Annotated in this window: 14 protein-coding genes; 11 read left to right on the top strand and 3 right to left on the bottom strand. The window is 69.5% G+C overall.

Annotated elements, in window-relative coordinates:
• Positions 1-58: 58 nt before the first annotated feature.
• Positions 59-319, bottom strand: coding sequence for a MoaD/ThiS family protein (locus tag N2K95_RS05550; protein ID WP_260653265.1), 261 nt, complete (start codon positions 317-319; stop codon positions 59-61).
• Positions 320-1,483: a GTP 3',8-cyclase MoaA gene (moaA, locus tag N2K95_RS05555; protein WP_407080120.1), complete on the bottom strand. Its 1,164-nt coding sequence runs from the start codon at positions 1,481-1,483 to the stop codon at positions 320-322. It abuts the gene before it with no gap.
• 38 nt (positions 1,484-1,521) lie between these two features.
• On the opposite strand from moaA, the gene modA reads away from it, so the two are divergent.
• From modA to N2K95_RS05600, 9 genes are all read left to right on the top strand, one after another.
• Positions 1,522-2,358 carry a molybdate ABC transporter substrate-binding protein gene (gene modA, locus N2K95_RS05560; RefSeq protein WP_260653266.1) on the top strand — a complete coding sequence of 279 codons (837 nt, stop codon included), beginning with the start codon at positions 1,522-1,524 and terminating at the stop codon, positions 2,356-2,358.
• A complete protein-coding gene (locus N2K95_RS05565) occupies positions 2,348-3,205 on the top strand; it encodes a molybdate ABC transporter permease subunit (protein WP_260653267.1) in 858 nt (285 codons plus the stop codon). The genes modA and N2K95_RS05565 overlap by 11 nt, the downstream gene beginning before the upstream one ends.
• The gene (locus N2K95_RS05570; protein WP_260653268.1) at positions 3,202-4,773 is read left to right on the top strand and encodes a molybdopterin-dependent oxidoreductase; all 1,572 of its coding nucleotides are present in this window, start codon (positions 3,202-3,204) and stop codon (positions 4,771-4,773) included. The genes N2K95_RS05565 and N2K95_RS05570 overlap by 4 nt, the downstream gene beginning before the upstream one ends.
• A gap of 47 nt (positions 4,774-4,820) precedes the next feature.
• Complete coding sequence (locus N2K95_RS05575; protein ID WP_260653269.1) at positions 4,821-6,146, top strand: molybdopterin molybdotransferase MoeA; 1,326 nt, start codon at positions 4,821-4,823, stop codon at positions 6,144-6,146.
• Between the two features lie 115 nt (positions 6,147-6,261).
• Entirely contained in the window at positions 6,262-6,687 is a 426-nt protein-coding gene (gene moaC / locus N2K95_RS05580; RefSeq protein ID WP_260653740.1) for a cyclic pyranopterin monophosphate synthase MoaC, read from the top strand.
• Positions 6,675-7,175, top strand: coding sequence for a MogA/MoaB family molybdenum cofactor biosynthesis protein (locus tag N2K95_RS05585; protein WP_407080139.1), 501 nt, complete (start codon positions 6,675-6,677; stop codon positions 7,173-7,175). The genes moaC and N2K95_RS05585 overlap by 13 nt, the downstream gene beginning before the upstream one ends.
• Positions 7,165-7,602 carry a molybdenum cofactor biosynthesis protein MoaE gene (locus tag N2K95_RS05590; RefSeq protein ID WP_260653271.1) on the top strand — a complete coding sequence of 146 codons (438 nt, stop codon included), beginning with the start codon at positions 7,165-7,167 and terminating at the stop codon, positions 7,600-7,602. Before N2K95_RS05585 ends, N2K95_RS05590 begins: the two co-directional genes overlap by 11 nt.
• A gap of 17 nt (positions 7,603-7,619) precedes the next feature.
• A complete protein-coding gene (gene dapB / locus N2K95_RS05595) occupies positions 7,620-8,378 on the top strand; it encodes a 4-hydroxy-tetrahydrodipicolinate reductase (RefSeq protein WP_260653272.1) in 759 nt (252 codons plus the stop codon).
• An 8-nt stretch (positions 8,379-8,386) separates the two neighbouring features.
• The gene (locus N2K95_RS05600; RefSeq protein ID WP_260653273.1) at positions 8,387-8,881 is read left to right on the top strand and encodes a hypothetical protein; all 495 of its coding nucleotides are present in this window, start codon (positions 8,387-8,389) and stop codon (positions 8,879-8,881) included.
• Here N2K95_RS05600 and N2K95_RS05605 read toward each other — a convergent pair.
• Positions 8,878-10,065, bottom strand: a complete 1,188-nt coding sequence (locus tag N2K95_RS05605) for a DUF1624 domain-containing protein (protein WP_260653274.1) — start codon at positions 10,063-10,065, stop codon at positions 8,878-8,880. The two genes, N2K95_RS05600 and N2K95_RS05605, sit on opposite strands and share 4 nt — an antisense overlap.
• A 129-nt stretch (positions 10,066-10,194) precedes the next feature.
• Between N2K95_RS05605 and dapA the strand changes: the two genes are divergently transcribed.
• The gene (gene dapA / locus N2K95_RS05610) at positions 10,195-11,112 is read left to right on the top strand and encodes a 4-hydroxy-tetrahydrodipicolinate synthase (RefSeq protein WP_260653275.1); all 918 of its coding nucleotides are present in this window, start codon (positions 10,195-10,197) and stop codon (positions 11,110-11,112) included.
• Between the two features lie 6 nt (positions 11,113-11,118).
• Entirely contained in the window at positions 11,119-12,810 is a 1,692-nt protein-coding gene (locus N2K95_RS05615) for a ribonuclease J (protein ID WP_255793463.1), read from the top strand.
• Positions 12,811-12,872 lie beyond the last annotated feature (62 nt).

Below are 12,872 nucleotides of genomic sequence, written 5' to 3' on the forward strand. Positions count from 1 at the left end.
GGACGGATCTCGTCCCCGGTGTGCCTTTGCGGTTACTGCGGGCTTTACCCGCCGGGCTTTACCCGCCGGCGAACGGCGGCAGGATATCCACGACGTCGTCCCGCTGCAGCAGCAGGTCCGGATTCCGGGCAGCGGTTTCGTTGACCAGGAACGTGCTGCGCGCAATCACCGTGGCCAGGGCCGGGGCCCCGGTAGCGGGGGAGGGATACCGCACGGACAGTTTCTCCGTCAGTTCAGCCAGCGTCAGCGGCCCCTCGTCCAGGTGTTCTTCTTCTATGCCGGCTGCTGCCTTCGCAGCGCCGAAGTATCGGATCAGCACTTAGCCGCCTATCGCGCTCATGGTTCGGTCGGGCTGGACATAGTCGGCGTCGCCGAGCCCGGTGTGGCCCATGCCGTGGGCCTTGGGCTTGCCCCACATGGCTTCCTGCCAGCGGCGGACGACGGCGTCGTCATCCACTCCGCTGCGCAGCAGGTCCCGGAGATCGGTTTCCTCGTGGGAGAAGAGGCAGCTGCGCACCTTTCCTTCCGCCGTGATCCGGGTGCGGACGCATTCGGCGCAGAACGGCTCGGTGACGGAGGCAATGATGCCCACCGTTCCGACCACCGTTGCCGGATCGGCGTTCCGGCGCACCTCCCACCGCTGGGCCGGGGCGCCGCCGCGCTCCCGGGGATCCGGCGTCAGCACGAAGTCCCGTTCCAGCAGTGTCCGCATTTCCAGGGCAGTGATCATCCCGTCCCGGGTCCAGCCATGGTCGGCGTCCAGCGGCATCTGCTCGATGAACCGCAGTTCGAAGCCGCGGCTGACCGCCCACTCCAGCAGGTCAGGGGCCTCGGCGTCGTTGATGCCGCGCATCAGCACGGCGTTGATCTTTACCAGGCCCAGGCCCACGCGGGCGGCTTCCTCGATGCCGCGCAGCACCCGGTCCAGGAACGGGCGGCGGGTGAGCTGGGCGAAGGTGTCCGGATGCAGGGAATCCATAGACACGTTGATCCGGGTCAGCCCCGCGTCCTTCAGCGCCTGGGCCTTCTTGTCCAGGCCGAGGCCGTTGGTGGTCAGCGAAATGGGCAGGTCCGGGTGATTCGCACGGATGCCCGCCACGATCTCCACCAGGTCCGCACGCACCAGCGGCTCACCGCCGGTCAGCCGTAGTTCGCGCACGCCCAACCGGTCCACGCCAAGGCGGACCAGGCGGACGATTTCGTCCCGGGCGAGCACCTTGTCCCGCGCCAGCCAGTCGAGGCCTTCCGCGGGCATGCAGTAGGTGCAGCGCAGATTGCATTTGTCCGTGAGGGAAAGCCGCATGTCGGTGGCCTTCCGGCCGTACCGGTCCAGCAGGCCGTCCGCCGGCGTGAGCGCAAGCGCAGACGCGGGAGGGGGCAGGGGAGCGGTTGAAGTGCTGCTTCCCACCGGCGCTTGGTGGGCGCTGATGTCTGATGTACTGGGGGAAGGGCTGATTACAGGCATTCCCAGCTGAGTTCCCATCCCTCGAGGTTACGCCCTTTCACAGTTAGGCTCTATAAATGCGCTTTGTCCACCGGGCTCCCCGGGCCCTGGCAGCGTGTGCAGTGATGATTCTCACTGCTTCCGCGGCCGCCTGCACGTCCCCCGGGCCCGCCGGTACCGCGAACGGAGGCGGGGCCGGGATTACGGTCTTTGCAGCTTCCTCACTCACGGACGTGGTGGAAAACCTCGATGCGGCGTACGACGGCGGCGGGCGGCTGCGCGTCAACGTGGGCTCCAGCAGCCAGCTCGTGGCGCAGTTGGAGTCCGGGGCGGAAGCAGACGTGGTGATTACCGCCGACCTCGAGGCGCTGGAACCCCTGCGGAACGGGCTGGACCGTGAGACGGTGCTGGCTAGCAACCCCCTCGTGCTGGCCCTGGCCGCGGGCAACCCGGCCGGGATCACAGTGTTACGCAATGTTGCGGCCGACGGCGTCCGGGCCGCCCTGTGCGCGCCCTCTGTCCCGTGCGGCCGCGCGACGGAGCGGGTGCTGAAGGCGGCGGGCCTGTCCGTTCCGGCACCGAGCCTGGAGGACAGCGCCCGCTCGGTGCTGACCAAGGTTTCCAGCGGCCAGGCTGACGCGGGGTTTGTCTACCGGACCGATGCCCTGGCCGCCGCACAGGCCGGCGTAACCTACCTGCCGCTGGAGGATCCCGAACCGAACCGGTATCCGGCAGCACTGACCCAGCAGGGAGCCGGCCGCGCGGAGGCAGCAGCATTCTATGAGTGGCTCACGGGTCCCGAAGCGGCAGCCATCCTCGCGGAGGCCGGGTTCGGACCGGCGGATCCCGGCAGCACCCCGGAAGCCACGGACCCCGCCCCAGGCAGCACCCCGGGGAGCACCGATGCCCCGTAGGACGTCCGAAACCCTCCGGGCCGCAGCCCCCGGAAGCCCGTCCGCGATGAGCCGGGAAGCGCGTGCCACCACCCCCGGCTGGCTGTGGATACCGGCCGGACTTGCCCTGCTCCTGTGCGCCGGGCCGGTTGCCGCCCTGCTGCTCAACGTCCCCTGGACCTCGCTGCCGGAACTGCTGGGAACGGACAGCGCCCGAACGGCGCTGGGACTCTCCCTCGCCACCTCCGCCGGGTCTACGCTGCTCTGTGTCCTGCTGGGGCTCCCGCTGGCCGTGCTGCTCAGCAAGCTTGAGGGTCCCTGGATCCAGCTGATGCGCGGCATCCTGCTGATCCCGCTGGTGCTCTCGCCGGTGGTCTCCGGCATCGCCCTGCTGTACTTCTGGGGCCGGGAGGGGATTGCCGGGAAGCTGCTGGGTGCCGTGGGCGTGGACGTGGGGTACTCACCCGCCGCCGTCGTTATTGTCCAGGTATTTGTCTCCCTGCCGTTCTTCGTGGTCGCGTCGCTGAACAGCCTGTCCGCGGTGGACCGTGACCTGGAGATGGCCGCTGCCACCTCCGGCGCCGGTCCCACCGCGATCCTGCGCCACATCACCCTGCCGCTGGCGCTTCCCGGCATTGTCGCCGGGACCCTGCTGGCCTTCGCCCGTTCGCTGGGCGAGTACGGAGCCACCATCACGTTTGCCGGCAGCATCGAGGGAAGCACCAGGACCCTGCCGTTGCAGATCGAGCTGAGCCTGAACTCCAACCAGCCCCAGGCAGCCCTGGGCATCTGCCTGCTGCTTATTGCCCTGTACCTGATGGTCCTGCTGCTGGCCCGGATCGCCACCGGACGGCTGCTGCCGCGATGAGCAGCCAGGACCCGACCCGCCGCCGGTCCGCCGGCGGACCCCCGCGCCCGAACCGGCGGTGGGCCGCTGCCGCAGGGCTGGTCGCCGCCGGACTGGGCGTGGCTGCCGGCGAGCTGCTTGCCGCCATCGTCAGCCCGTCGCTTTCCCCGGTGTCCGGAGTCGGCTCGGTAGTCATCGACGCGGTTCCGGGTCCGGTCAAGGATGCCGCCATCGCCCTCTTCGGCACGGCCGACAAAGCCGCACTGCTGGTCGGCATGGGACTGGTCATTGGCCTGGCTGCGGTGGCCGCCGGGGTTCTGGAACTGCGCCGCCCGCCGGCCGGAGCCGCTGTCCTGGGACTCTTCGGGGCAGCCGGCCTCGCAGCGGTCCTCTCCCGCCAGCAGTTCTCGGTGCTGGCCGTCCTGCCGCCGGTGGCGGCCGCCGTGATCGCCGTCCTGGTCCTGCGTGCGCTCACCGCGCGGGTCCGGAACCTGGCTGCGGCGCAGACGGACGACGACGCCGCAGTGCGCCGGCGCACGGTAATAACCTCCGTGGGCGGGGGAGCGGCGGTGGCCCTGCTCGGTGCCGCCCTCGCCGGCATAGCCCGCGGCGGGCAGGTTGGCGTCACTGCCCTGCGGGAGACGGTGCGCCTTCCCGTGCCGGCCCGCCCGGCTGCGGCACTGCCGGCCGGTGCCGGGCTCGCCGTCGACGGGCTGGCGCCGCTGGTGACCCCCGCCGCGGATTTTTACCGGATCGACACCGCCCTCAGCGTGCCGCTGATCGATCCGGCGGACTGGCGGCTGCGGGTCACCGGCATGGTGGAGCGTGAGGTGGAGCTGAGCTACGCCGAGCTGCTCGCAGCGCCGCTGCAGGAAAGCTACGTCACGCTCGCCTGCGTTTCCAATGAGGTGGGCGGGGACCTGATCGGCAACGCCCGCTGGCTGGGCCTGCCCGTGCGGGAACTGCTGGCCCGGGCCGGTGTCCGGCCCGGCGCGGACATGGTGCTTTCCACGAGCCGGGACGGCTGGAGCGCCTCCACACCCCTGGAGGCGCTCACCGATGACCGCGATTCGCTGCTGGCCGTGGGGATGAACGGGGAACCGCTGCCCCTGGAACACGGATTCCCTGTCCGGCTGGTGGTGCCCGGACTGTACGGCTACGTTTCCGCGACCAAGTGGGTCACCGAGCTGCGGGTCACCCGGTTCGCGGACGAGACCGCCTACTGGACGGACCGGGGGTGGGGCGAGCGCGGCCCGATCAAGCTCTCCTCACGCATCGACGTGCCCGGAAGGTCACCGGTGACGGCAGGAACCGTCACGGTGGCCGGGACGGCGTGGGCGCAGCACACCGGCATCAGCGCCGTTCAGGTGCGCGTGGACGACGGCGGCTGGCAGGACGCGGAACTGGCTCCCGGCATCTCGGCGGACACCTGGCGGCAGTACCGCATTTCGGTGGACCTGGCACCGGGGGAGCACAACATCACCGTCCGGGCGGTAGACGCCAACGGTGTTCGGCAAGCGGAAGAAAAACGGCCGGTGCTTCCCGACGGAGCCACCGGACTGCATAGAATTCGGGTGACGGCGCGCTGAGGTCCTTCTTCCGCCTGCCCCCGCCCGTCCACGTCCCAAGGAGGAACATGTCCGCATCTCCGGCACCGCAGAGTGTCCCGGCATCGGCAGCTGCGCCTGGTCCTGCCGCCGGACGGCGGGAGGTGGCGGCGCACCGTGAAGCCGTCGAAGACCTCCTGCGGACCTGGTTCCTGGCGCATCCGCCCGCCCACGAGAGCATTGCGCTTGGCGAGGCTGCCGGACGGCTCCTCGCGGCCGACGTCCGGGCGCCGGGGAACCTGCCGCCCTTCACCAACTCGCAGATGGACGGCTACGCGGTGCGCACCGCCGACCTCGCTGCCGGGAGCCGGCCGGACGGCATCCCCGGTTCGGTCCGGCTGGCCGCAGCCGCGCCGATTCCCGCCGGTTCGGCACCGCCGCCGCTGCTTCCCGGAACAGCCGCGCCCGTGATGACGGGGGCCATGCTGCCCGAGGGGGCCGACGCCGTCGTACCGATCGAAGCCTGCACCCCGGACTACTTCGTTCCCGCCGGCTTCCTTCCCGCCGACGGCACCGGAAGCACCGTGGAGGTCCCTGCGGAAACCCCGTCGGGGCAGTTTGTCCGCAGGGCGGGCAGCGACATTTCCGCCGGCGCCCCCGCCCTCCCCGCAGGCTCCGTGCTGGGTCCGCTGCAGCTGGGCCTGCTGGCCGCCCTCGGCCTGGACCGCGTCACCGTCCGGGCCCGGCCGCGGGTGCTGCTGCTGACCACCGGAGACGAGGTCGTGGAACCGGGCCGGCCGCTGGGACCGGGCCAGATCCACGATGCGAACACCACCCTGCTCCGCAGTTCGCTGGAGGAGGCGGGGGCGCAGGTGCTCCGGTCCCGGATCCTGGCCGACTCGCCGCAGGAATTCACCGCCCGGCTCCGCGCCGACATCGCCGCGGACGCCCCGGACCTGGTCCTGAGCTCCGGCGGCATCAGCAAGGGCGCCTACGAGGTGGTGCGCCAGGGTCTCGCGGCCGCCGATGTCGCGTTCCTGTCCGTAGCCATGCAGCCGGGCGGGCCGCAGGGCATCGGCACGGTGGAGGGCGTCCCGTTCCTCGGGTTCCCCGGCAATCCCGTCAGCTCGCTGGTGTCCTTCGAGATGTTCCTCCGCCCGGCACTGACTGCGGTCACCGGGGCACCGCGGCCCCGGACCGAGGTGCAGGCCCGCCTGACCGCGCCGCTGGGCAGTCCCGCCGGCAAACACCAGGTACGCCGGGGGCGGTACACCGCCGGAACGGTGGAACCCGTGGGCGGACCGGGGTCCCACCTGCTCCACGCGCTGGCCGCCTCCAATGCCCTGATTCCCGTGCCCGTGGGCACCGAGCGCCTCGAGGCAGGCGCAGAAGTGACAGTATTACTACTGGAATAACCCAACAGCGTCCTGCCCGGACGCCGTGCCCTGAAAGGACCCTCCCGTGAGCGCCGAACCCGAAGACCTCCACCCCGCCGGACTGACCCACGTCCGCGAGGACGGCTCCGCGCACATGGTGGATGTCTCCGCCAAGACCGAAACCACGCGGCAGGCCACCGCCTCCGCCGTGCTGCGCAGCACCGCCGAGGTGGTCCGCCTGATCGCCGACGGCGGCCTGCCGAAGGGGGATGCGCTGGCCGTGGCCAGGGTCGCCGGAATCATGGCCGCGAAGCAGACCTCCAACCTCATCCCGCTGTGCCATCCGCTGCCGATCACGAAGGTCACCGTGGACTTCACCCCCCGCGAGGGCGACGTCCTGATTGAGGCCACGGTGAAAACCAAGGCACTCACCGGCGTCGAAATGGAAGCGCTGACCGCCGCTTCCGTTGCCGCTCTGACCCTCTACGACATGATCAAGGCCGTGGACAAGCACGCCCGCATCACGGACATCATGGTGCTCGCCAAATCCGGCGGCAAGAGCGGAGACTGGACGCTGTGAGCGCTCAGACGCCCCGCCGGACGGCCGGGGTCCTGATCGCCTCCACCCGTGCCGCTGCCGGCACCTACCAGGACGAATGCGGGCCGCTCATTGCGGACTGGCTGTATGCCCTGGGCTACGACATTGTGCTGGCCGAAGTGGTGCCCGACGGCGTGGAAGTCGCCGCGTCGCTGCAGCGCATCCTCGCCCTGGAACCGTCGGTGCTGCTGACCAGCGGAGGCACCGGGCTGAGTCCGGACGACGTCACGCCGGAGTCCACCGAACCCCTCCTGGACCGCCAGGTGCCCGGAGTCATGGAAGCCCTGCGTGCCAAGGGCATGGCATCCACGCCCATGGCCGCCATCAGCCGCGGGTTCGCCGGCACCGCGGGCCGGACGTTCGTGGTCAACCTGCCCGGTTCCCCGGGCGCCGTCGCGGACGGACTTGCCGTACTGGAACCGATCATCGGCCACATCTGCGGCCAACTGGAAGGAAAACGTGAACACTAGCGAAGTCATCCTTGCCGCTGTCTCGGCAGAACCGCTGAGCAGCACCGAGGCCGAACGCGCCGCCTGGTCGCCGGACTGCGGCGCCGTGGTGCTTTTCAGCGGCATTGTACGCAACCACGACGACGGCAAGTCCGTCACCGCCCTCGGCTACAGCGCGCACCCCACGGCCGCGGCCGTGCTCAGCGAAGTGGCCGCCGGGATTGCCGCCAAATACGACGGCATCCGGATCTGGGTTGCCCACCGCACCGGAGACCTTCAGATCGGTGACGCCGCCCTTGTTGCCGCAGTGGCCTCGGCGCACCGGGGGACCGCGTTCGCAGCCTGCACCGACCTGGTGGACACCGTCAAGGCGAACGTACCGATCTGGAAAGAGCAAGGCTTTACGGACGGCAGCACCGAATGGGTGGGCGTCAGCGACCGGCCCTGACCGGTAATCTGGAGCATATGAGCGAAAAACTTGCCGTAGCGGTCCTCGGTGCCGCAGGCCGGATGGGATCCGAGGCTGTTGCCGCCGTCGAGGCCGCCGAGGACATGGAACTGGTGGCCGCACTGGGCCGGACCGATCCGCTGGAAACCCTGGTCTCCGCCGGAGCCCGGTACGTGGTGGACCTGACCGTGCCGGACAGCACCGAGGCGAACGTACGCTTCGCCGTCGAACACGGAATGCACGCCGTCGTGGGGACCACCGGCTGGGACGCCGAACGGCTGGGCCGGCTCGCGGACCTGCTGGAAACCTCCCCGGGCACCGGTGTGCTCATTGCCCCGAACTTCGCGCTCGGCTCCGTGCTGGCCTCGGCTTTCGCTGCGAAGGCCGCCCGCTACTTTGAATCGGTGGAACTGATCGAACTCCACCACCCGGACAAGGTGGACGCCCCCTCCGGGACCGCCGTGCGGACCGCACAGCTGATTGCGGCCGCCCGTGCGGAGGCCGGCGTCGCAGCGTCGCCGGACGCCACCGCCACGGCGCTGGACGGCGCCCGGGGCGCGGAGGTGGACGGAGTGCACGTGCATTCGGTCCGCCTGCGCGGCCTGGTGGCCCACCAGGAAGTGCTCCTGGGCGGACCCGGCGAGCAGCTGACCATCCGGCATGATTCCTTCGACCGCGCCTCGTTCATGCCCGGCGTCCTGCTGGGCCTGCGGCAGGTCGCCGGCCACCCCGGACTGACCGTCGGACTCGACGGCTACCTCAACCTGAACGACTAAGGAACACGTTGTCTTTCTTCGCGGGCCTATTCGCCAACCGCGCCAAGCTCGGCGTAGCCCTGGTGACGCTGCTGCTGTTCTTCTATCTCGCGGTCTCCGCCCAGCGCGGCTGGGTGCTGCTGACCTCCCCCGAGCTGTCGGCGAAACTAATGGGTGCGGCCTATCTCGTGCTGCCCGTGGTGGGCGCCTGGGCGCTCATCCGCGAACTGATGTTCGGCGCCCGGACCGAGCAGATGGGCCGCATCCTGGCCGCGGAAGGCCGGCTGCCGGTTGATGACCTGCCGCGGACCCCCGCCGGACGGATTGTGCGCGAAGCCGCGGACGCCCAGTTCCCCCGGTACAAAGCGGAAACCGAGGCCGAGCCGGAGGACTGGCGCAGCTGGTTCCGGCTGTCCTGCGCCTACGACGCCGCGGGGGACCGTACCCGGGCGCGGCGGACCATGCGGCAGGCCGGCAGGCTCTTTGCCGGGAGCAGCCGTCCGGGGAGCCGGCCCGACGCCTAGCGTTTCTGCCCGGCGGGGGCCACGCCGCGTCCGGCTTTGCCGCGGGCCAGCCGCGAGGCGCCGGAGGTGACCAATTCCAGCGGACCCCGGGCCTCGATGCGCTGGAACAGGATGGCCAGCACCACGAAAAACGTCACCTGGATCCAGTACACCGGCAGCGGTTCCAGCGGCGGGCTCTGCAGGTCCACCATCGTCATGACCCACACATGCAGGCTGTAGAGGGTCAGCGTCATGGCACCGGCCGCGGACAGCGGCAGCAGCAGGAGCGGCCGGGCACGCGTCAGCAGCAGGCACACCCCGAGGACGGCGGCAGCAGTGCCTGCCGTGTGCAGCATGTCCAGGCTGGTGTTGGAATGCGGCCCGGCCAATGCCAGCCACCACCAGGACCCGGTCTGCTCCACCGAGCTGAGGTTGACCTCCATCATCCGCGCCAGCGGCCACCGCTGCCCGGATTCGGTGGCGGTGAGGGCGTCCAGTCCGCCCAGCTCGCCCAGCAGATAGGAAGAGATGAACTTGGCGGACACCGCGGCAAAGACTCCGGCGACAAGCAGCCCCGCCTGGACCGGCAGGCTCGTCAGCGCCAGCCGCCCGATCACCAGGCCCAGCAGGATGTAGCTCAGCCACTGCAGCACAGGGTAGAACCCGGTGACGAAGAGGTCCGCCGCCAGGACGGCTGGTGTGCCGAACGCTTCCCAGGTGATGTTTCCGCTGATTTCCGACGGCGCCAGGGTTTCGACCAGCCAGCCGCGCAGCAGGTAGGCAAGCACGGGGGAAAGCAGCAGCCAGCTCCCCGCCCAGACGGCCAGACGGCGCAGCGGCATACCCAGGAACGGCAGTGCCAGCAGGAACAGTACGGCGTAATGGAACAGGATGACGGCGATGTTGGTTTCCAGGCCGCCCAGCACCAGGCCCACCAGGGCAATGATGAGCGCGCGGACGGCAATTCCCCGCCGGTCCCCGCCCAGGGCCCGGGCTTCGCGGGGTTCACTGCCGCCGGTCAGCAGCGCCAGTCCAACGCCGGCGACCACCGCGAACAACGCCGAGGAGCGGCCGGAGAACACCAGTCCGGTGAGGGTGGGTTCGCCGGTTTCCTGGTGGTAGAGCGGCAGCGCATGCGTGGCGATCATGCCCAGAAGGGCAATCCCGCGGGCAGCGTCGATGCCGGTCAGGCGGCGTTGGATCATGCACAGCATCGTCTCACAGCCTGCCGGGGCCGAACCTCCCCGTCCGGGACCGCGGACGTACCCCGCCCAGCGCTCCGTTCCCCGCAGCAGGTTGTCCCATTGCCTCCCGTAACGGGTAACGTTTTACCCATGGAATCAGACAACCGCACGCTTCCCTTCGGCACCCTCGTCACCGCCATGGTGACCCCGTTCACCGAGGACGGTGAAGTGGACTTCGATGCCACTGCCTACCTCGCGAACAAGCTCGTCGAAGATGGCTGCGACGGCCTGGTGGTTTCCGGCACCACGGGTGAGACCTCCACCCTGGAGGACAGCGAGAAGGAAGACCTGTTCCGCGTAGTGGCCGAGACGGTGGGTGGCCGGGCAAAGGTGATCGCCGGAACCGGCACCAATCACACCTCCCACTCCGTGGAGATGGCCCGCCGGGCAGAGCGTGCCGGTGCCGACGCCCAGCTTGTGGTTACCCCGTATTACAACAAGCCCACGCAGGCAGGCGTGATCGCGCACTACGATGCCGTCACCGCAGCCACTGACCTGCCCGTCATGCTCTACGACATCCCCGGCCGCGCCGGCATTGCCCTGAGCACCTCCACCATCTTCCGCCTGGCCGAGAACCCCCGGATCCTGGCGCTGAAGGACGCAAAGGGAGACTTCGCTGCGATCACGCGGGTGCTCGCCAACACCACGCTGGATGTCTACGCCGGCGACGACGGACTGACCCTGCCATGGATGGCCGCGGGCGCCGTCGGCGTCGTCAGCGTCTCCGCCCACGTTGCCACCGCACAGTTCCGTGCCCTGGTCGACGCCGCCGCGGCCGGGGACTTCGCCACCGCCCGCCGCATCCACTTCGAACTGGACCCGGTGATCCGCGCCGTGATGACCCACATCCCCGGCGCCGTGTCGGCGAAGCAGATCCTGGCCATGCAGAAGGTTCTTCCCTCCGCCGCCGTCCGCCTGCCGCTGGTGGCTCCGGACGCCGTCGAGATGGAAACCATCCTGACCGACCTGGCCGAAGCCGGCATGGACTTCTCCCGGACCGAGGCCTAAGCAACCATGAGCGAAACTGCCGGAACCGGCTTGTTGACCCCTCCGCCGCTGGAAGAAGGAACGCTCCGCATCGTCGCCCTCGGCGGGCTGGGGGAAATCGGCCGCAACATGGCCGTCTTCGAGATCGACGGCAAGCTGCTGGTCGTGGACTGCGGCGTCCTCTTCCCCGAGGAGACCCAGCCGGGCGTCGACCTCATCCTGCCGGACTTCTCCTACATCGAGGACCGCCTGGACGACGTCGTCGGCGTGGTACTCACCCATGGCCACGAGGACCACATCGGTGCCGTGCCCTACCTGCTGCGGCTCAAGAACGACATCCCGCTGATCGGCTCGCAGCTGACGCTGGCACTGGTGGAGGCAAAGCTGCAGGAACACCGCATCAAGCCGTTCTCCCTGACCGTCACCGAGGGGCAGATTGAACAGCTCGGCCCGTTCGAATGCGAATTCGTGGCCGTCAACCACTCCATCCCCGACGCGCTGGCCGTGTTCATCCGGACCGCCGCCGGCACGGTGCTGCACACCGGCGACTTCAAGATGGACCAGCTGCCCCTGGACGGCCGGATCACGGACCTGCGCGCCTTCGCCCGGCTGGGCGAAGAAGGCGTTGACCTGTTTATGGCCGACTCCACCAACGCCGACGTCCCGGGCTTCACCACCGCGGAACGCGAAATCGGCCCGGTGCTGCAGGAACTGTTCGGCAAGGTGGACAAGCGCATCATCGTCGCTTCGTTCTCCTCGCACATCCACCGGGTGCAGCAGGTCCTCGACGCCGCCGCCGCGCACAACCGCTTCGTCTGCTTTGTCGGCCGGTCCATGGTGCGCAACATGGCCATCGCCGAGAAGCTCGGCTACCTGCACGTGCCCGAAGGCATCCTCGTGGACCTGAAGAACGTCGACGAGCTGCCGGACAACAAGGTGGTGCTGATGTCCACCGGATCCCAGGGCGAGCCCATGGCAGCCCTGTCCCGGATGGCCAACGGCGACCACCGCATCCGCGTCGGCAAGGGAGACACAGTCATCCTCGCCTCGTCCCTGATCCCGGGCAACGAAAACGCCGTGTTCCGCGTGATCAACGGGCTGCTGCGCCTGGGCGCCGACGTCGTCCACAAGGGCAACGCGAAAATCCACGTCTCCGGCCACGCGGCGGCCGGGGAACTGCTGTACTGCTACAACATCCTGCGGCCGAAAAACGCCATGCCGGTGCACGGCGAGACCCGGCACCTCATCGCCAACGGCCGCCTGGCGGCCGCCACCGGCGTCCCGGAGCAGAACATCATCCTGGCCGACGACGGCACGGTGGTGGACCTGCGCGACGGCAAGGCCCGCATAGTCGGGGAAGTGGAGTGCGGATTCGTCTACGTGGACGGCTCCAGCGTCGGCGCGATTACCGACACCGACCTGAAGGACCGGCGGATCCTGAGCGAAGAAGGCTTCATTTCCATCATTTCCGTGGTGAACCGCAGCACCGGCACCATTGTCTCCGGTCCCGAGATCCATGCGCGCGGCTTCGCCGAAGGGGATGCGGTGTTTGACGAGATCATCCCCAAGATCAGTGCGGCACTGGAAGAAGCGGTCCGCTCCAACTCCGACCACACCACGTACCAGCTGCAGCAGGTGGTCCGCCGGGTGGTGGGCACCTGGGTCAACCGGCGGCTGAGGCGCCGTCCCATGATCGTTCCGGTGGTGGTCGAGGCCTAGGTCCGGCCGTGGTAGGGGCCGGAAAAGTAGTCCCCGGGGCGGTCCCCGCCGCGTAAATCCGG

This window comes from Arthrobacter zhaoxinii (genome assembly GCF_025244925.1).
Classification (GTDB): Bacteria; Actinomycetota; Actinomycetes; order Actinomycetales; family Micrococcaceae; genus Arthrobacter_B; species Arthrobacter_B zhaoxinii.

Bases quoted from the DNA above. Each gene is read 5' to 3' on its own strand.
- moaA (WP_407080120.1), bottom strand. From the start codon at position 1,483: ATGGGAACTCAGCTGGGAATGCCTGTAATCAGCCCTTCCCCCAGTACA.
- modA (WP_260653266.1), top strand. From the start codon at position 1,522: ATGCGCTTTGTCCACCGGGCTCCCCGGGCCCTGGCAGCGTGTGCAGTG.
- N2K95_RS05565 (WP_260653267.1), top strand. From the start codon at position 2,348: ATGCCCCGTAGGACGTCCGAAACCCTCCGGGCCGCAGCCCCCGGAAGC.
- N2K95_RS05570 (WP_260653268.1), top strand. From the start codon at position 3,202: ATGAGCAGCCAGGACCCGACCCGCCGCCGGTCCGCCGGCGGACCCCCG.
- N2K95_RS05575 (WP_260653269.1), top strand. From the start codon at position 4,821: ATGTCCGCATCTCCGGCACCGCAGAGTGTCCCGGCATCGGCAGCTGCG.
- moaC (WP_260653740.1), top strand. From the start codon at position 6,262: ATGGTGGATGTCTCCGCCAAGACCGAAACCACGCGGCAGGCCACCGCC.
- dapB (WP_260653272.1), top strand. From the start codon at position 7,620: ATGAGCGAAAAACTTGCCGTAGCGGTCCTCGGTGCCGCAGGCCGGATG.
- N2K95_RS05605 (WP_260653274.1), bottom strand. From the start codon at position 10,065: ATGATCCAACGCCGCCTGACCGGCATCGACGCTGCCCGCGGGATTGCC.
- dapA (WP_260653275.1), top strand. From the start codon at position 10,195: ATGGAATCAGACAACCGCACGCTTCCCTTCGGCACCCTCGTCACCGCC.
- N2K95_RS05615 (WP_255793463.1), top strand. From the start codon at position 11,119: ATGAGCGAAACTGCCGGAACCGGCTTGTTGACCCCTCCGCCGCTGGAA.